This is a genomic window from candidate division KSB1 bacterium (genome assembly GCA_034505495.1).
Classification (GTDB): Bacteria; Zhuqueibacterota; Zhuqueibacteria; order Residuimicrobiales; family Krinioviventaceae; genus Fontimicrobium_A.
Window position 1 is genome coordinate 14845 of record JAPDQV010000004.1, and the last position, 19860, is coordinate 34704.

General features: G+C 53.5%; 15 protein-coding genes. 6 read left to right on the plus strand and 9 right to left on the minus strand.

All coding sequences use genetic code 11. The features are described 5' to 3' along the window. The 6 genes from ONB24_02790 to ONB24_02815 all read right to left on the minus strand — a co-directional run. The coding region (locus ONB24_02790; GenBank protein MDZ7315030.1) for a glycerol-3-phosphate dehydrogenase/oxidase at positions 1-1373 on the minus strand (1373 nt) is incomplete at its 3' end. 67 nt (positions 1374-1440) lie between these two features. Beyond that, positions 1441-1956, minus strand: coding sequence for a nucleoside-triphosphatase (locus tag ONB24_02795; GenBank protein ID MDZ7315031.1), 516 nt, complete (start codon positions 1954-1956; stop codon positions 1441-1443). Between the two features lie 9 nt (positions 1957-1965). Next, on the minus strand, positions 1966-2559 hold the full coding sequence (locus tag ONB24_02800; protein ID MDZ7315032.1) for a hypothetical protein: 594 nt from the start codon (positions 2557-2559) through the stop codon (positions 1966-1968). 71 nt (positions 2560-2630) lie between these two features. After that, positions 2631-3314 (minus strand): lactate utilization protein C, encoded by a 684-nt coding sequence (locus ONB24_02805; protein MDZ7315033.1) that lies wholly within the window; start codon positions 3312-3314, stop codon positions 2631-2633. Beyond that, entirely contained in the window at positions 3314-4717 is a 1404-nt protein-coding gene (locus ONB24_02810; protein MDZ7315034.1) for a LutB/LldF family L-lactate oxidation iron-sulfur protein, read from the minus strand. The genes ONB24_02805 and ONB24_02810 overlap by 1 nt, the downstream gene beginning before the upstream one ends. A 31-nt stretch (positions 4718-4748) precedes the next feature. Continuing rightward, positions 4749-5480, minus strand: coding sequence for a (Fe-S)-binding protein (locus tag ONB24_02815; protein MDZ7315035.1), 732 nt, complete (start codon positions 5478-5480; stop codon positions 4749-4751). Positions 5481-5621: 141 nt separating this feature from the next. On the opposite strand from ONB24_02815, the gene ONB24_02820 reads away from it, so the two are divergent. Genes ONB24_02820 through ONB24_02845 form a run of 6 tightly spaced genes read left to right on the plus strand, consistent with a single transcriptional unit; the run spans position 5622 to position 15685 of the window. Then, complete coding sequence (locus ONB24_02820) at positions 5622-6410, plus strand: phosphoribosylaminoimidazolesuccinocarboxamide synthase (GenBank protein ID MDZ7315036.1); 789 nt, start codon at positions 5622-5624, stop codon at positions 6408-6410. Between the two features lie 38 nt (positions 6411-6448). Next, positions 6449-9283 carry a PD-(D/E)XK nuclease family protein gene (locus tag ONB24_02825; protein ID MDZ7315037.1) on the plus strand — a complete coding sequence of 945 codons (2835 nt, stop codon included), beginning with the start codon at positions 6449-6451 and terminating at the stop codon, positions 9281-9283. A gap of 16 nt (positions 9284-9299) precedes the next feature. After that, positions 9300-12590, plus strand: coding sequence for a UvrD-helicase domain-containing protein (locus ONB24_02830; GenBank protein ID MDZ7315038.1), 3291 nt, complete (start codon positions 9300-9302; stop codon positions 12588-12590). A gap of 18 nt (positions 12591-12608) precedes the next feature. After that, a complete protein-coding gene (locus ONB24_02835; GenBank protein ID MDZ7315039.1) occupies positions 12609-14267 on the plus strand; it encodes an AMP-binding protein in 1659 nt (552 codons plus the stop codon). Positions 14268-14324: 57 nt separating this feature from the next. Next, positions 14325-14774 carry an NfeD family protein gene (locus ONB24_02840; GenBank protein MDZ7315040.1) on the plus strand — a complete coding sequence of 150 codons (450 nt, stop codon included), beginning with the start codon at positions 14325-14327 and terminating at the stop codon, positions 14772-14774. Then, a complete protein-coding gene (locus ONB24_02845) occupies positions 14771-15685 on the plus strand; it encodes an SPFH/Band 7/PHB domain protein (protein ID MDZ7315041.1) in 915 nt (304 codons plus the stop codon). The genes ONB24_02840 and ONB24_02845 overlap by 4 nt, the downstream gene beginning before the upstream one ends. 54 nt (positions 15686-15739) lie before the next feature. Here ONB24_02845 and ONB24_02850 read toward each other — a convergent pair whose 3' ends face one another. From ONB24_02850 to ONB24_02860, 3 genes are read right to left on the minus strand one after another with little or no spacing between them, the layout of a single operon-like run. After that, the gene (locus tag ONB24_02850; protein MDZ7315042.1) at positions 15740-16651 is read right to left on the minus strand and encodes a TIM barrel protein; all 912 of its coding nucleotides are present in this window, start codon (positions 16649-16651) and stop codon (positions 15740-15742) included. After that, positions 16652-17695: an AmmeMemoRadiSam system radical SAM enzyme gene (gene amrS, locus ONB24_02855; protein MDZ7315043.1), complete on the minus strand. Its 1044-nt coding sequence runs from the start codon at positions 17693-17695 to the stop codon at positions 16652-16654. 33 nt (positions 17696-17728) lie between these two features. Further along, the gene (locus ONB24_02860; GenBank protein ID MDZ7315044.1) at positions 17729-19753 is read right to left on the minus strand and encodes a hypothetical protein; all 2025 of its coding nucleotides are present in this window, start codon (positions 19751-19753) and stop codon (positions 17729-17731) included. Positions 19754-19860 lie beyond the last annotated feature (107 nt).

Below are 19860 nucleotides of genomic sequence, written 5' to 3' on the forward strand. Positions count from 1 at the left end.
ATCTCTTCGCGTACCGCCCAAACCACCTCCGCTGCCGTATAAGGCAAATTAGGATGAAGCCTTTCAGCAAGCCGCGCATCGTTCTGCATCAGTTTCTGAATGCCGAGGGCATCGGTGCCGTAATAGTGCAGCGGATCGTTGACATCGAACGTCTTCAGCCAGCCGTGAATGCGCATGTCCTCGGTCTTGCAGGGTCGCTCTTCGAGTCCGGCAAGCTGTGCTGCCTGATCGATGACGTCCTGACCCATCTTGCGGTAGGTCGTCCATTTGCCGCCGGTGATGGTGACCAGTCCCGACTTGGAAATGAGAATGGTGTGATCGCGCGAGAGCGCGGCGGTGTTTTTAGCGTCGCCCGAGCGCACAAGCGGACGCAGACCGGCAAAGACGCACAGCACATCGGAGGGCTGCGGATCTTTGGTCAAATAACGCGCCGCATGCACGAGCAGGAATTCGATTTCTTCCGGCAGCGGCCGCGGCTCGAGCGAAACCTGCTCAACCGGCGTGTCGGTCGTGCCGACGATCACGCGGTCGCGCCACGGCACGGCAAACAGCACGCGGCCGTCATCGGTGTGCGGCACCATAATGGCCGAATCGCCGGGCAGAAATTCTTTGCCGAGCACCAAATGCACCCCTTGACTCGGAGCGATCATTTCGGGAACATCGTTGTCGTCCATCTTTATGACCTGATCGACAAACACGCCCGCGGCATTGACCACGACTCGGCCGTAAATCTGGTGCTCGCGATCGGTTTCGAGATCGCGCACAACCACACCGCTGACCATCGCGCCGGACTTTAGCAGTCGCTCGACGCGCATGTAATTGACGGCCGTGCCGCCCAAGTCAAAAAGCGTCTGCGCCAGATTGATCGCCAGTCGGGCGTCGTCGAACTGGCCGTCGAAATAGATGACGCCGCCGAGCAGACCTTTCGGTTCGATGGTCGGCAGCCGTTCCAAGGTTTCCTCTTTGGACAGCCACTTCGAAGGGCCGAGGCCGAGCTTTCCGGCCAACATGTCGTACATTTTCAGGCCGATGCCGTAGAACGGTCCCTCCCACCAGTCATAGTTGGGCACAACGAAGGATTGATGACGCACCAAATGCGGAGCATTCTGCACCAACAGGCCGCGTTCGCGCAGCGCTTCGAGAACCAGAGAAATATTGCCCTGTTTCAGATAGCGCACGCCGCCGTGAACCAGCTTGGTGCTGCGGCTGGACGTGCCTTTGGCAAAATCGTGCTGTTCGAATAATACGGTTCGATAGCCTCGTGAAGCCGCTTCGACCGCTGCTCCAAGGCCAGTTGCCCCGCCGCCGATGACGATCACATCCCAGTAGCCGTCATAGTTTTCGATAATATCTATTGCCTGCTGACGATTCACCTTGACCTCCGCTTTATAAAAATCAAAACAATACGATGAGCGTTAATTTAGACTTTAATGACGAGCTTTATTGAGAACCGCACAAAAGCGCTTTCAACCGTTCGGAGACCAGTTGCCGATTGGCCTCCTGCCAATAAAGTATTTCTATAGCGCAATTCGGGCAGAGCGCTTGCCAAAACGGCAAGGCTCGCTGCTGCACCACCAGGCAAGTCTTTAATGGAGATGACAATAGTTCTTTAATAGCATCACAATATGCTGTACAACGCTGCTCGATCACTCCCAATTCGTCCACGACAAAAAGATCCGGGGGGTTTTTAAGATTATTGTAGATAAACTCCGCAGCCTTTTCGAAAACTCGCAGATCGATACGGAAACGATCGAAATCGGGTGTATCGGACAACTCGGCAAAAATGCATACCTCGGGTTCATTGCCGAAACGAAGGCCGTAGCCGCTGATTTTTTCGTCACGCATCAGCCTCAAAGAAAAAATGCCGACATAGTCTAGATCGAGGCCTTTCAGAAAAGCATGGATGAATGTGCTTTTGCCCGTTCGGCGCTCACCGGTAAAGAAGACATTTTGCAAAGCTTACATTCAAACTTTTTGAATAGGAAGCGGTAAAAGACCGCGCTTACGCAGTCGATCGACAAAACCGTACGTCAAGAAACCCGTGCTAAAGCCGACCAAAAAATAAAAGATCAACATGACGAAAATCAAAATTAACCCGTCCTGGATTTTCATACCGAACAACATTTTTCCCGCCTGCACAATTCGGCGATAAGCATCCAGGGGAGCAAGTCCCATAAACAGCGGCATGGAAAGAAAAGGATGAAAGAGAGTGTAGGAAACGCCTGCGCCGGCTGCAACGGCAATTCTCTTTTGCGAGGGGAGCGGTTTCCAATAGACCGCCTCGATAATCAAAGATTCGATCATAATGGCTACGGCCACGGAGGCGGCAATACCGCCGATCAAAAGGAGCTTTAAAAAAACAGCTACCGCACCCATCAACAACGCAGAGCCGCGCAAGGCTGTGGTCATGCGCGCGACCGTCTGAAAAATGATTCCCAAAGACATCATCAAAAGACCGGCAAAGGGCAAATCCACGGCATGTAGTAGGGTACCTAATTGCACTTCCGTAATACCCCATAGAGTTCCAAAGATGGCAATAATGATAAAAGATTTTCTCATTTATTAAAAGATGGTCATCTGTGTTCGCGGCATTGCTTGCTATTATAATCGCCAGTATTATGATAAAACCATTATATGTCCTCAATTATAACATATACCACCTGCATCGGTCCATGGACGCCCTCGACGCGGACAAGCTCGATATCCGAAGTGGCGCTGGGGCCGGTGATGAAATTGATGGAACTCGGCATATCTTTGTTGCTCATGCTTTGAATCGCTTCGAGCGCCTGAGTCAGCCGCGGCCGAATGATACTTTGCGGTACCACATAAATCGTTGCCGGCGGCAGCAGAGTAACGGAGCGACCGACGCCGCCGCGGCTGAACACCGCCACCGTGCCGCTTTCGGCAACGGCCAAGTCGGCCGCTGCAACCCCGACTGACGCCCTTTCGGCACGCATGACCGCTTCCTCGCGCGAAAGGTCAGCCTCCCATACTTCAACGGGAACATAGCTGCGCAAATAGGCGGCCGTGTTCAAATCGCGAAAAAGCGGCTGATCCGCCAACAGGCAGCCGCCGGCGCCTATTCCGGCAATCACCTCGGCCAAAGAAGCATTCAGCCGCTCCCGCGCCGTCTCGATCACCCTCACGCTGACGGCGCGACTGTTCGCAATAAACGCCTGCGTCATCTCTTCTTGATTCAAGCCAGGCATGATTCTCTGTCGGAACTCTATGCCGGGTGTGGTCCAGGCCGGAGGCTGCGGTCTTTCTCGCCCCAACACCGAGCCAATTCGACGAATGAACTCATGGCGATCCATTAGTTTCCCTCCTGCGCTCGGTGTTTTTTGTACCAGTCGCGAAAACGGCGCGTTGGAATTTTCATCAGGCGGCGGCTCTTGGTCCAGCCGCGCAAGGGCCCGATTCTCGGCGCCAGATTGGCCAAAAAGGCGGCTTTTGTCGCCGTCCGATAAATGAACGGGCTGCCCAAGGCCGTCGCAGCGCTCCCGAACACGGCATCTTCCAGCCGACTGTTCAGCCTGAGTTCTTCGGCGATCCTGCGGCGGTGTTCAAAGATCAATTTATGCAGCGGAATCTTGACCGGACACACCTCATCGCAGGCGCCGCACAGCGAGCAAATCTTGACGATCTCTTTGAAAGCCGGATAACCTCCCAGCGCGGGCATCAACGCGGCGCCCAAAGGGCCGGGATAGAGTGCCCCGTAGCCGTGTCCGCTGATATGTCGGTAAGCGGGACATTCCAGCATGCAGGTGCCGCAGCGGATGCAGCGCAAAACGTCACGAAACGGGCTCCCCAGCACCTCCGACCGGCCGTTGTCGACGATAATGATATGGATCTCATCCGGGCCGTCCAAATCATTTGTACGCCGAGGGCCGGTCAGCAGCGTCATGTAAACCGATGCACGCGAACCGACCGCCGAACGCGGCAAAAGCGTCAACAAAACATCCAGATCAGACAGCGTCGGCACCAGGCGCTCCATACCCAAAAAGACCAGCTGTGTCTTTGGCAACGTGGTGACAAATCGACCGTTGCCTTCATTGGTCACCAGGACCAATGTGCCGGTTTCAGCAACGGCAAAGTTGCAGCCGGTAATGCCGACGTCCGCGCTCAAGAATTCCTGGCGCAAGACGCCGCGCACAAAACGCGTCATATTCTCCGGAGCGGCGTCTCCGGAATATCCTTTCTTTTCCGCTAAAACTCGGCGAAATCGCTCTCTGTCTTTATGCAATGCAGGAATGACGATATGTGACGGCTTGTCGGCGTTATCAATTTGCAAGAGGTATTCACCCAAATCGGTTTCAATCACTTCCACGCCGATTTCCTGCAGCGCTTCGTTGAGGCCGATCTCCTCGGTCACCATTGACTTGCTCTTGGCCGCCTTGCGCGCTTTTTTTGAACCAAGGAGTTCCGCGGCGATGCGGTTCGCCTCCGCCGCATCGTCGGCAAAATAGACTCGGCAACCGGAAGCTTCGGCCTGCGTGACGAAACGATCGAGATAAAAATCGAGATGATCAAGGGTATGGGCGCGAATCTCAGCTGCAGCTTCCCGCCACGAGTCGATGTCGCCCAGCTCGGCAAATCGGTCCTGCCGCTTTCGGTTAATCAGGTCCTGCGCAGCAGCAATCGAGGCGCGCATAAAGCCGTCGCTCAAAGCACGACGAATTCGCTTTTTTAACGGCAATCGACTGGTTTGCAGACTCATGGCATTCAGCTCTCCTCAACAGCTCCGCCTATCAAGCAGCAGCGCGGCAAGTCAACACCTCGACGATGTGCATGACGCGGATGGAGTGTCCCTCTTTGCGCAGTCTCCCCTCGATGTTCATCAAACAGGCGTTGTCGGCGCCGATGACCAGATCAACCCCTGCTTCAACCAGATTGCGCACCTTCTCCGCCACCATGGCGCCGGAAAGATCGGGCATCTTGACGGAGAACGTACCGCCGAAACCGCAACATTTTTCCTGTCCTTTGAAAGGCACCAATTCCAAACCGCGCACATGCGCAAGCAACTTAAGGGGCGGCTCCTTCACTCCCAGTAGTCGAGTCATGTGGCAGGAGGGATGATAGGCTGCCCGCGCATGAAGCTCGGCGCCAAGATCCATGACGTGAAGGCGATTGACGATGAAATCAGTAATTTCAAAGGTCTTGTTCGCCAACACTTGCGCCCTGCTTTGCCATTCATCTTCGCCTTGAAAGAATTTGGGAAACTCTTTGACCTGGAGAACGCAGGAGCCGCTCGGCGACACAATTGCCTCGCAGTCGTCTTCGAGAAGCGCGTCGATCAACAGCCGCATGCTCTTTTTCGCTTTTTCCACGTAACCGGTGTTGGTCAACGGCTGACCGCAGCAGGTCTGCTTGGGATTAAAAACAACACGGCATCCGAGCCGTTCGAGAAGCTCGACCGATTTGATTCCAACCCGCGGCAGCACAATGTCTGTTATACATGTGGCAAAGAAGGAAACCTTCATAAAAGAGTCATCCTCTGTTTATACTGCAAATTAGATAATAGTCTGCTGAGATGCAAGCTTGTTGTTGATCCAGATTTCCATTTGCTTTTAGGCGGGAATCTCATAAATTGCCGCAGTCGATCACAGGAGGAGGATATTTGCATGGACCTAAGCCGGTTGAAAAAACTCAATGAAGGCAAAACCAAAATCATTTATGAAAACCCGGACGACGTCAAGAGCGTCTATATGGTTTTCAAGGACGACATCACCGCCGGAGACGGCCTCAAACACGACGTGATCGAAGGCAAGGCCGCCATCGATTGGCGGACGAACAAAAACATTTTTGAATATTTGAACCGCAAAGGGATTCCCACCCATTACCTTTCAAGTCCTGCCGAACGCGTCAGCCTGGTGCGCAAACTCGATTTCAAAATCAATCTCGAGGTCGTCACGCGCCGCATCGCTGCCGGTTCGATCGTCAAATGGAGCCGCTATGCCGAAGGCACCCGCTTCGATCCGGTCATCACCCAATTCCATTACAAGGACGATGCTCTGCATGACCCTATGCTGGATGAAGGGTATATCGACTTTATCATCCGCAGCAAAGGCTCCATGGAATTCGACGAGATGCGGCGGTTGAACGCCGCGGTTTTTGAGCTGCTCGAAAAAGCGTTTGCTCATTTCAAGCTGCAGCTTGTGGACTTTAAACTGGAATACGGTCTCATTGACGGCCGTGTGACGCTTATCGACGAAATTACCGGCGGTTCCTTCCGTCTTTGGCCGTACGCCAAAGAGAATCCCAATCTGCAGCAGCCGAACGTGCTGTCCGAATTGGACCCGAGCGGCCGGTTGGACAAAGACACGTATCGCCTGGGCGGCGATTTGGGGATGGTGCGCGATAAATTTGCCGTCATTGCCGAAATCACCGATCGCTTTGCCGAGCTGCCGTAATTCAAAAATTCGGTTTTCATCTCTATTAGGCGCGGGGTATGGAGCGCAGGCATTTTCTCTTTGTGCCGTTTTCCGAATCACTCACCGAGGTCGTCCTGCGTTGCGAGGCGCAGAACGCCTGGTTCATCTTTCCGACGGCGGCGGCCAAGCGTGCAGCCTGGCAGGCATTTCAAAACTGCTGGCAGTTCGAGGAGACCCGCTTCCTGACCATGGAAGAGTGGAAGGAACTTCTCATTGCCGCCGACAAACCGCTGCTGAAAGAGGAGAAACGCACTCTGGCCTTTTATGCCTGCCTGGACGACGAGGATAAAAAAGCGCTTCACATTCAAGACTACTTTGACTGCATCGAACCGGCGCAGCAGTTTTTCGACTTTTGGGAAGAGTTCAACGAAGAGCTGCTCGCGGAGGAGATTGACGAGCAAAAGTTGATCCTCGGCGATGCGGAACTGATGCCCTGGCAACGCGACCTCTATACCCGTTTCCGCAACATCCGCGAAAAGTACCGCCGGTTCCTGGAAGACCAAGGCTTTTGCGATACGCTGTTCCTTCTCAAAGCCGATCTCTTGAACTGGGAAGCAATGGCGGATGTCGAGCACGTTTATTTTGTCAACCAATTTTACTATACGGCACTGGAACGCTCGCTGATCGACCGGCTGCTCGCGCGTTCTACAGATGTCACTCTCATCTATCAGCTGCCGGAAGAGCTGGTCGATCAGGAGACGCTTGCCGTGCATCCGTTCGACGTCTCCCGCTTGGGCAACGGCCGCAATGAGACCATCGAAATTATCGAATGCCCGAACGAAACCGTCATGACCTTAACGCTGATGCGGCTGACGGAACAGCGAAAGGTGCGGCACGTCGTCAATTTCAACGAACGGCTGGAACCGACCGCCGCCCTGCTCTCGCCGCGCTTCTTTCATGTGGGAGAAAGCCGACGTTTCGAACACACGTCGATTTTTCGCCTTCTAGCATCTCTGCATCGGCTGCTTGTCGGTCTCTATTTCGAACCGCTGCGAAAAAAGTTGCTGGTGCCGCTTGCCTCTGTCATCGATTTTCTTCTCGTCGACGAAACGGATCGCCTGTTGTTTAAGGATGATCCCCAACTTCGCCGCCGCGCCTTAGCTGCCTGCAACGACTATCTCGATCGGCAGATTCAATTCCTCGATCTGGACGGCAAAGTGTTCTATTTTTTCCCCAACCGTGAGCTGCAGAACGCCTGGAAGCGCATAACGTCAGCGCTCCACCGTCTGCTCGACATCCGTTCTTTAAAAGATGCCGCAAACTGCCTCGAAGAAAAATTCGGTATTTCCGTATCGGAGCTCATCAGCCGAGAAGAAAAAGACTATTCCGACATCCTCGAAGTCTATTATCGCGCTGCAGCCGACTTTATGTCCCTCGAAACGGTCGGCTTATTCACCAAACCGGAGCTGTTCTTTCACGACCGTTCCCGTCCCAACGAAGCTCAGGCGCCGTGCGGCCTGCTTAAGCTCTTCCTCGACTACTTGAAGACCCTGCGGGTGCATTTCCGACTCTCCGGCGACTCGCCGCGCGTCGAGTTTACCAATCTGCTCGACACCCGCAACCTTTCCTTTAAAAGCGCGGCCGTGATGAACGTTGTGGAAAAGGAGCTGCCGCACGGACGGCAGGCGCCGTTTCTTCTTACCGAAAAGCAGCGCCGTCTGCTCGGACTCAAGACTTACGACCAAGTTCTGCTGCGCGAAAAGTATTATTTCTTCCGTCTGCTGCTTACAACGCCGCACATCTTTCTCCTCACACAGCGAAATCTCGAAGAAAACATCGAGCCGAGCTCGTTCATCGAAGAGCTTTTTCTTTTCTACGATTCCGAAAAGCTGCGTTTTACCCAGCAAAAAGAAACCGATTACCTTGCTCTACTGAGCCGATTGACTCATGCCGACGCCGGCTATATAATCGATCCGACCGCCGCCCAGGCGGATTCGTTCTATTCTCTGCCGTTCAATCGCCGAGCCGACCTGCCGACCGGCTCGCTCGACTTGTCCTACACATCGCTATCCAGGCTGCTCAAGAATCCTTTTGCCTTTTTTATCGAATTCATCGCCGGCGTCAAGGAAAGGGATCGGCAGCCGCGCCGCGCTTTTTCTTCCCTGCTTTTGGGCATCCTTGTTCACGAAGGGTTGAGCGAGTTGTGGCGCACGCTTCTTGCGGATCAAACGGGATCAGCTGCGACCATCGATATTTCTCGCGCCCTCCATGCCGTGCTGCCCAACCTCGAACGCCTGCTGCACAGCGATTCCTACTACTATCGCCTGCCTCATAATCACACGGATATCTATTTTCGCGAAATCATGCTGCCGCAGCTTGTCGAGAGCATTAAAGGGTTTTTTGCCTACTTGAAGCAGAAGGGTTTGTGCGACAGGCCTCTGCGTATCTACCCGGAGCAGCTTGTGGGGCCGCTGTTGGAAAAGTATCTGCCGTTTTTCGAGATTGACGGCAACCTTTCGGTGCGCATCGGCGGCCGCGCCGATTTGCGAATCGAAGACCCGGAGACCAATAAGCGCTACATCATCGACTACAAGACCGGCTCGAACAACGACAAGGATCAGCTCGTTTTGTACGAGCTGTACTATTACGCCCTCGTTCAACCCGAGCTTGCTGAACTCGTGCAGTCGTTTTTTTATCTGCTCTTGGAAGAAAGACCTGAAATTTTGAACAGCCGAAAAAAGTCGGATTTATACGGCCAATTCAAAAGCAGACTCGAGAAAACCGTCACCGATGTTTTGCGTCGGGGCTATTATCTGCCGGACCAGCGCAGCGGGTTAGAATTTGGGGAAGGAATTACGCGCGGTGATCTCTGGAGAACGCGCCTGAATATAAAGCAAACGCTAAATTTTTAGCAATGGAGAGAGCTTTTTGCCCCAGCCCGTAAAAAAAGTGATCCGCGCCGCCGCAGGAACGGGTAAAACGTACCGGTTATCGCTGGAGTATTTGGCGCTCCTGCTGAATTACAGCCGCTTCGGTCTGCATTTCAGCGAAATCCTTGTCATCACCTTTACCAAAAAGGCGACGGCGGAAATCCGTGAACGTATCTTTGCCCACCTACAGGCCGTGGTCGAAGGAACGCCGCAGGGACGCCAGGTAATCGAAAACCTGGAAAAATACTTTGGCCTTGAGATCGGCGAAAAAGAGCTCAATCTTTTAGCCGAGATTCGCCGCGACATGCTGATGAACAAATCGCAGGTGCAGATCAGTACTATCGATTCCTTTACCAACACCGTCTTCAAGACGGTCATTGCTCCCTATCTCGGCATCGGCGATTACATCGTTCAGGAAGAGATCGAAGAGGAGCTGCAGGAAGAGCTCTATCGCACCGTGTTGGAAGACGCGCAAAAGCTGGAAATCTTTCGCTCCTTCTTTTTGCGGGCAAAGCGAAAACAGATCCACGATTACGAGCACTTTTTCAAATCAGTCATCGAGAAAAGATGGCTCTTTCATTTGATCCAGGAATCCGGTTTTCAGCGGCCATTTATCGAATCGGCCGCCGAAAAGGCCGAAAGGTCTTTTGCCGAGTTTCAAAAAGAATTTCGCAGACTGTTTATCGAGCTCCAGGATTATCTGCTGCAAAAAAAGCCCGATAAAGCGCCGGATTATTATCTGCAGAAAAACACGTTTGAAGCCCTCAGCGGGCTGCAGCAGCAGTTCGATTTGGCGGCTGTCGCCGATTTGGCCATGCAGTCGGTCAACAGTCCGGAATCCTGCGAAAGAAATCTCGACTGGCTTCTCGGCAAGGAAAATTTTTGGAATTATAGCCGAATATTTTCCAAAAACGAAAAGGAGTACGTTCAAGAATACGAGGAGCGTCAGCAGACAGTGCGCCGCCTGTTGGCCGATTGGCTCTTCTACAGCCGCATTTTGGAGGAGGAAAAGCATCTTTTCGACATCATTCGCTGTATTCTCGAACGCTACGACGAACTAAAGCGCCGCACTGCGGTTTTCACCTACAGCGACATTGCGTATTACACCTTCCGTTATCTTTATGATCCGGCTTTATCGTTGATTGAGGGCGACGCCGTGCTCAATTCTTTTTACGAACAGCTGTCGAGTTCCGTGCGGTTTGTGCTGATCGACGAATTTCAGGACACCAGCATCCTGCAGCATAAAATCCTGCTGCCGATCATCCGCGAGATCATCAGCGGCTCCGGCGTCAAGGAATACGGCGGCGTAATCGTCGTCGGCGATGAAAAACAGGCGATCTATGCATGGCGCGGCGGCGAACGCGATCTGCTGCCGGCCATGTCGACCATCCTTCACGAGCCTGAGCAGGTTACCCTCGACACTTCCTTCCGCAGCGACGAAAAAGTCATCGAGTTCATCAACGCGGTTTTCAGCGATGCCGTTTTCAAGCAGAAACTGGCCGAGATCGGCATCGAGTGGCCGTATTTTACAGTCGCCCCGTTCCATAAAAACGATCTCGGTCAAGTCCGGCTGTTTTTACACGGCTACAGCAATTCTCAGGACGGCGGCGGCGCCAAAAGTGAGATCGACGTCCAGCGCCTCTTTTTACGGCATATGCTCGAGCCGGCGCTGCGCGAAGGCCTTTTGACCGCAGGCAGCACCGCTCTTTTGGCGCGAACGAACAAGGAACTGGATACTTTAGCCGGACTGCTCGACGAAATGGGCATTCGCTACGTTCGCGATTCATCCGGATCCCTGCTCGATCATCCGGCCGTCAAACCGCTGATCCTGCTGCTTCGCTTTCTGCTCTATCGCGATCCATACGACCTGTTTTGCTTTCTTCGCTCCGACGTCGTGCTTTTAAATCCCGAGCAGCTGAAACAATTGCTCCTGGCCTACCGCGACGCCGAGGAGAAATGGGACATCTCGGCAGTCCTGAGCCCCTTAGCCGGTCATCCTGCTGTGCAAAAACTCTATGAGCTTTTGGCGGAAACCGCAACCACCGATCTGCTCACCCTTGTCCTGCATGCCGTCGAAAGCTTCAATTTCGTCGGCCGCTTTTCCTCCGCCGGTGACGCGCAAAATCTTTTCCGCTTTCTGATGATTCTGGCCGATTTTCAGCAGCGCGAAACCCGCTATCCCAACACGCTCGCCGGATTTATGTCTTTTTGCAGCGACGAGATCGCCGGCGAACGCTTCCGTCGCACCACACCGGCAGCCGAGAACGCTCTGACGCTGATGACCATTCATAAAGCAAAAGGCCTCGAGTTCGACCACGTTTTCGTTTATTACAACCTCTCGGAGAAAAAGGGGCGTGAAACGGCGGAACTGAAGGATTATGTCTACTACAGCGAGGATTTCAGCTCGATCCGCTCCTACCTGCTCGCCTTTAATTACGACAAGTACCTCCCGTACTCTTCGTTTTCCGAATTTGTACAGGCAAAACAAGAACGCGAGATCATCGAAGAGCTCAACACACTTTATGTGGCTTTTACACGCGCCAAACATTCTCTTACGATCGGCATGGCTTATCAGAAAAAAAACGGCTTTGCCGAGTTTATGAAAGAAAAAGCCGATCAGCCCGATGTCATCCTGGCCGATCGACTGCTTCATTTCTTTGAAGAAAAAAACTCGCTGATCCGTTACAGCGACCAAAGGCAACAGGGCGAGTTTGGGAAGGCTGTTTGGTCAGCCGCTGCAGCTGCGCCTTCATCGGCCGAATTGCTCCCCGAGGCCGAGCTGTTTGCCGTGGATCGCCGACCTTTCTTGACGCTGGCCGAAAATCCTTCGGTGGAGCATCTGCGGGCCGTGTTCCTCGAGCAAAATGCAGCAACCATCGGCAACGCCGCCCACTTTTTCCTTTCCTTCGTGCGATACGGTACGCAGGAAGAGCTGGCTGCCGCTCGACAGAAAACGATCGCGCATTTCGGCGGTCTGATACCGCTCGATCACCTGCAGAATCTGATCGGTTCGCTCGAACGATTCGTGGCTCAGCGCCGCGAGCTTTTTGCGGTTCGCGGCCGCGTCTTTACCGAACAGACGCTGTTTACTCCCGACGGCCGCGAAATCCGCATCGACCGCATGGTGGTCGATGCGGACAACAGGCTGGTTGAAATCGTCGATTTTAAAACCGGCCACATTCTCGAACCCGAACAGCTGGATCTCTACGCAGAGGCCGTCGAAGCGCTGCCCGTCGTTCGCCGTGACGGCTATCGCATCAGCAAACAATTCGTCGAAATAAAACTCTAAGCCGAAAGGAAAGACCCCATGATTGCAGAACGTTTTACCAAAGACCTTGAAAGAGCGATCAAGTCCTATTGGCATCAACCGGCGCTCTCGGACTATGAGAGCATGACGCGCACCTACGGCCAAATCGGCGAAAGCATCCTCAAACTTCACTATGTTTTCGAAAAAAATCACATCAAGCGGGGCGACAAGATCGCCATCGTCGGCAAAAATTCGGTCAATTGGGCGATCGGCTATTTGGCGACAGTGACTTACGGGGCGGTCATCGTGCCGATTCTGTCCGACTTTAAGCCGAACGACATCCATCACATCGTCAATCACTCCGATGCGGTCCTGCTCTTTGCTTCAGACTATATTCAAGAGACGCTGGACGAATCGGAAATGCCCAACCTGGCCGCCATTATCTCACTCGACGATTGGCGCATCGTCTATGCCGCGAAAAGCTCCTTTGCTCAGGCCTTCGAACGCGCGGATCAGGAGTTGGTGCAAAAATATGGCGGCCGCTTGACCGCCGAATCCTTTTCCCTGCCGGAAGTGCAAAACGACGAGCTTGCCGCCATCGTCTACACTTCGGGCACCACCGGCTTTTCCAAAGGCGTGATGCTGCCGCATAATTCGCTTTCTGCCAACATCCGCTATGCGCAGCGCAACATGCCGCTAAAGGCCGGCGACCGCATCGTCTCCTTTATGCCGTTGGCGCATTCGTACGGCTGCGCTTTCGAGTTTCTTTTTCCGCTCACTCTCGGTTGTCACATCACCTTTTTGGGCAAAACGCCTTCGCCTAAAATCATCCTCAAGGCGTTTCAGGAAATTCGTCCGCACTTGATTCTTTCCGTTCCGTTGGTAATCGAAAAAATCTATCGTAAGCAAATTCTGCCCTCCATCAGCTCGAAAGGCGTCAAGCTTTTGCTCAAAGCGCCGATCATCTCGAAAGCTCTGGAGAAAAAGATCCGGGATAAACTGATGGGCGCTTTCGGCGGCAACTTTCACGAGATCGTCGTCGGCGGTGCGGCTTTTAACCAGGAGGTCGAGCTGTTCCTGCGCCGTATAGGCTTTCCCTTTACCAATGGTTACGGCATGACCGAGTGCGGGCCGCTCATCAGCTATGCCTCCTGGCGTGAAAACAAGCCGTTTTCCGTAGGACGCGTGGTGGATACGCTGGAGATCAAAATCGACAGCCCGGATCCGCACAACATCGTCGGCGAAATCCTTGTGCGCGGCGAAAACGTCATGCTGGGCTATTACAAGAATCCTCAGGCAACGAAAGAAGCGATCGACGGCGAAGGATGGCTGCATACCGGCGATCTCGGCATCATCGACAAAGACGGCTTTATTTACATCAAAGGCCGAAGCAAAAACATGATATTGGGACCTTCGGGACAGAACATCTATCCCGAAGAAATCGAGGACAAGCTGAACAACATGCCCTTTGTCAGCGAGTCATTGATCATCGAAAAGAACAACAGGCTGACGGCGTTGGTCTATCCTGATTATGAGGCCGCGGATGCGGCGGGCTTGAACGAGGAGCAGCTCAAAGCCAAGATGGAAGAGAACCGCATTGCGCTGAACAAGATGCTGCCTTCCTATTCGCCCATCACGCGCATCGATCTCTATCCGGAAGAGTTCGAAAAGACGCCGACGCGTAAAATCAAACGCTATCTTTATAATGTTCAGCAATAAAAAGGATGAATAAACAGCTTCCGTCCGTTTAGATTAAACGACAATGAAAGGGAGCTTATGAACATCAGCACATGGATGGTGTGGATGGCAATGGCGGCTTTTTTCGTTATTGCCGAGATTTTTACTGCCGGTTTTTTCATTCTGTGGTTCGGCATCGGCGCGGCGGCCGCGGGACTGGCAGCAATGGCGGGTGCAGGAATTTCGGTTCAACTGCTTGTGTTCATCGTCACGTCGTTGGTTTTGTTCCTGTTGTCGCGCCGCATCAGCACCAAGCTGACGCATGAGCAGCCGCCCGGCATAGGCGCCAATCGATTGGAGGGCGTGGAGGGATTGGTAATCGAAGAAATTGATAATTTTCATAACCGCGGTCGCGTCCGCATTCTGGGGGAAGAGTGGCGCGCCGAGAGCGCCGACGGTTCGATCCTCCGCAGCGGTTCCCCCGTCCGCGTGCTGCGGGTCAGCGGAACACGACTGATTGTTGAACCCAAACAAAAGGAGCAGTCATGAACTTTTTATTGGTCGTCATTGCCTTTGTCGTCGTTGTCGTCATTTCCAAAGGCCTTAAAATCGTTCGCCCGTGGGAAAAAGGCCTGGTGGAACGGCTCGGCAAATATCAGCGGACGGTAGACAGCGGCCTCAACTTGATCGTGCCGTTTATCGAAAGCTTGAAAAAGGTGGACATGCGGGAGCAGGTGGTGGACATTCCGCCGCAGGCGGTCATCACCAAGGATAACGTAGTGGTGGAAGTCGATGCAGTAATTTACTATGAAGTGACGGATCCGGTGCGCGTCACTTACAATGTCGCCAATTTCTATTTGGCGGCGACCAAACTGGCGCAGACCAATCTGCGCAACCTGATCGGCGATATGGCGCTGGATGAGTCGTTGACCTCGCGCGAAAAGATCAATTCGCAGCTGCGGCAGATTCTCGACGACGCTACTGACAAATGGGGCGTGCGGGTGACGCGCGTCGAGCTGCAAAAGATCGAGCCGCCCAAGGACGTAACCGAAGCGATGCACCGGCAGATGAAGGCGGAGCGCGAGCGCCGCGCGACGATCCTCGAAGCCGAAGGCCAAAAGAGCGCCGCCATTCTGACCGCCGAAGGCAGCCGGCAGGCGGCGATCCTAAAGGCGGAAGGTGAAGCTGAAGCGATTAAGAAAGTAGCCGAGGCCGAACGGTTCAAGCGCATCACGTTGGCGCAGGGCGAAGCCGAGGCCATTACGACGGTCTATAAGGCCATCCACGACGGCAACCCCACCAATGATCTGATCGCCGTCAAGTATTTGGAAACGCTGCAGCAGGTGGCGCAGGGGCAGGCGACGAAAATCTTTATGCCGTTAGAGTCTTCGGGAGTGCTCGGCAGCATCGCCGGCATCGGCGAGCTTTTTAAGGAAGGCAAAGAAAAGGAAAAGAAATAGAACGCGAGTTTGAACGAAAAAGGGGCGGCCTTCAAAGAGCCGCCCCTTTTTATTTTACAGCTGAAAATCGTCCGCCCAGCGATAGGCGGCGATGACCGCTTCTTCTCCGGCTTTTCCGGGCTTGGAGTTGCCGTGCTCCATGCCCAAAATTATGTCGGTGCTTTTTCGGGCAATGTGCTTAAAGACGTTTTGATAGTGAATCTCGCCGGTGGTCGGCTCGTTGCGGCCCGGGTTGTCGCCGATTTGAAAATAACCGATCTCATCCCATGCCAGGTCGATATTTGGAATGAGATTACCCTCCTGGATCTGCATGTGGTAAAGATCAAAGAGAATTTTGCAGGACGGACTGTTGACGGCGCGACAGATCTCAAAAGTCTGCGGGATGGTCGTCAAAAACAAGCCGGGATGATCACGAAAGTTCAGCGGCTCGAGCACCATGACCAGGCCGTGGGGTTCGAGGATCTCGGCGGCGCGGCGCAAAGCCTCGATGACATTGGCACGCTGATAATCGATGTGCAGCTTTTGATGCAAATAACCCGGCACCACGGTCATCCATTTAGCATTCACTCGCTTGGCGACTTCGACCGATTCGCGGATATGCCGGAGAAACTCATCCCGCATTTCCTTATCGCCGCTGGTAAGACTGGGTTTGTCCCAGTAAATACGATGAGCCACAAACACTCCCATCTCCAAGCCGCGCTTGGCCATTGTGGCGGCGATTTTTTCCTGTACCGCAACCGGGCGATCCTTCATGCCGTTGTCTTCAAAAGCGCGAAAACCGACATCGGCGATGAAATTGAGCTGATCGATCAGATCTTCGCCTGCCGAATGCTTGAACATGCCGAAATGCGGAGCGTATTTGAGTTTGAACGGCTTTCCCTTGGTTTCTGCCTGCAGCTGCGGCACGCTTGTCATCCAGGCTCCTGCAGCCAATCCGGCCGCCTTTAAAAAATCGCGTCGCTTCATCTATACCTCCGTTTGTGTCTGATTTTTCTTCTTACCGTCCATACCGATTCCGTGCATCGGTTGCGCGCAATGCGGACACTTGCCGTCCACAAGCTTGTTTTCCAGTATGCGAAAGCCGTAACGCTCGATCATGCGGCTGCCGCAGCGGCTGCAGAAGGTGCTTTCCCCCGCCCCTCCAGGTAAATTGCCGCAGTAAACGTAATACAATCCGGCTTCCTGTCCGATTTTACGAGCTCGATACAGCACCTCGGGCAAAGTCGCCGGAATATGCGTAAAGCGGTAATCAGGATGAAATCTGCTGATATGCCAAGGGGTCTCCTTGCCCAGTTCATCAGCAATAAAAGCGGCAATGTTGCGAAACGTGTCGTCATCGTCGCTGTATCCCGGAACCGCCAAAGTCGTTACTTCCACCCAGATGTTCAGCTTTTTCATCAACCGCAGCGTATTGAGCACCGGCTTGAGTTCGCCCCCGCAAACTCGGCGATAATATTCTTCGCTCCACCCCTTCAAATCGACGTTGGCGGCGGCTAAAAACGGGGCAATTTTGCGCAAAGGCTCCGGATTGATAAAGCCGTTGGTTACGAATAAGGTGGGGATTTCATGCTCGGCCGCAAGCCTGGCGATTTCGTAGGCATACTCATAATAAACCGTCGGCTCGGTGTAGGTGCAGGAGATGGTTCGGCAGCCGTGTTCAATCGCCAGGCGTACCACCTCTTTTGCCGGCAAACGGGTTCCTTCAATATTTCTTCCTTTCAGCTGCGATATCGAGTGGTTTTGGCAGAACTCGCAGGAAAAATTGCAGCCGGCGGCGGCGATGGAAAAGGAAGCGGAACCGGGAAAAACATGAAACAGCGGCTTCTTTTCAATGGGATCCACATGCACGGCGATCGCCGATTCGTAGACATGCGTAACGAGGACGCCGTTTTCATTGCTGCGCACTCCGCATTTGCCCCACTCCCCTTCTCCCAAGCGACATGCGTGGGGACAAAGGGTACACATCACACCTTCATTGACAGGTACAAAAAAATCTGCTGTGCGCTTCATTGGCCAAGTTACCGCTGAGGTTTGCAGAGGCAGTTAATTTCCGCCGACGCGAACGCGGGCTTCAATCGCCGCCTGTATCGCCAGATAGTCGCCTTGATACATCTTGACGCGGCGTCCGCCTGTCCCATCCACGATCATCTTTGACCGCATTTTGAAGGATCGTACGGCGTTGCCTTCATTGTGAAATTTTTTCACGATCTCATCAGGCAAGGCGACCTGCACCCTCTTTTTCCCTGCCGCCACAGCGCGTCCTTGATTGTTGGTTTGCGCGGACGGAATGATGACCGCTTCCAGCGGAATTTCTTCGAAGGCATCGACGCAGCTGAACATTACGCTGCCGGAAACCGGCAGATGGTTTTCGACCTCGGCGATGAGCGTCATAGACTGTAGGGGATTGGTCTTTTCAGCATCGAGATGGAGTGAACCCGAACGAGCCGGAGGTAATTTGTCACCCCGGGGATGAACGACGATTTCCAGCGAGTCCTCGGCAAGGGTAGTCTTTTGCCAAGCCAGATCAGCCGGCGTTTCCAGAATGTACCGTGCCCTGAGGTAAGAGTCCGCGTTGAGCATACCGGCCGCCCTGCCGTCGCCGATGATTGCAGTGCCCCCAAAACAAACCGAACGCGGCAGCAGGTTCAGGAGCGTCAAAACAGCAGGATTCTCTCCGGCATCGATTACACAAGTAACCGACTGCGGCGCATTGGCGCTTCCCTTGGGAATTTCAAAAAGCAGCGGCAGCGTTGCTTTGCGGCCGTTTTCGGTTTTTGCGGTGATTTCTCCTTCCAAGCGAATCGGCATTTGAATCGAATTGACGAAATCGAGGCGAATCCTGCCGTCGTTCAGATTAAGCCCGGCAAAATCGCGCAACTGTTCGGGCAAACGAACCGGAGATTCTGCAGGTTCAATGGCGGCACGATAACGATCCAGGCAGCCCTGAAGGCTTTGAAAAGATAACTCATCAAGATGAAACTCCATCAAAATGGCGTCGGTCTCTGAAACTGTAACCAGCTCATCGCCCTGTGTGCGGCCTTCCGCTTCGATCTGAATATGGACGACCGGAGGTTTGACCGGCGCCGAGCCCAAGACGAGCTTGTAACCGGCAAGCGAGCGGAGAATCGAGCGTTCACGATTGGCGGCCACTCGGGTTTGGACAGTCAACGGCCTGTTGTCAACGGGATTGATCAGCTCCGGCGAGCGAATAGTGAGATCAAGGTCAAGATCCAGCGTATTGCGAATATTCATTGAACAGCGTCCGTTATTCAAAAGACCTTCCTGCAGAGCTGCATCGATACCCAATTCGATGATCTGTTCGTCTTCCATGTAAAAGGATTGGCGTCGACCCTGCACCGAACTGACGCGAAAATCGACAAAATCGACGTTCAGCTCGACTTCATCACTGCTCGAAAGCCTGACACTTTGACCGTATGAACCCGGCGAAGTGCCGCTTATATACCATTCCCCCAACCTGGTTAAAGACTTGTTGATCAAAGGGAGCTGCAGGCTGTCTTTTTTCCCCGCCGGAATGCGGCGAATGATCGGCGTAATCAGCTTAATATCCGTTGTGGAGGGCTCGAACAGGTAAAAAACCACATCTTCCAAATCGACCGGCAAGCGATTGTGATAGATCAGCCGCGCGCTGCCTTCGATGACCTGAATGCTTTCTATATCATCTTCCGGTCTTAGTTTTCCCTTGATGTTTGAAAAAGCAAAAGGGGCTATTTTTATTGGGGTCGATGAAGGGGATCCGGCCTGTTCGGTTAAAGCGGAAAAAGGAAACGAGACGATGTCGGCGGTCAGCCGTTCGATGGTCAAATTCGGTACTTGGCTTTGGATGACCTGATCTACAATATCCGGCTTGAGGTAATCGACGACGCGCAGCTCCTGGATCTCCCCCTCTACGCGCAGACCGAGAAGACCATCCCGATAATCAAATACGCCGACGCGCTCGCGCAACATCTCTTCGACCGTCTGCGTCTGCGAAATGATCGGGATCAGCAGCGCCACATCCCAAGAGGGCGCTTTGGGCGCTTCGAACGTGCAGCCAATAACCAGCATCACGCTCGCGACAGCAAAGCAGCCCTTTCTGGAGACCAACCGCATCAGCGCCGTATCCTTTTTGGAAAAATTTTTATTAATGTAAAAAATCTTCCCCGTCAACACAAGTT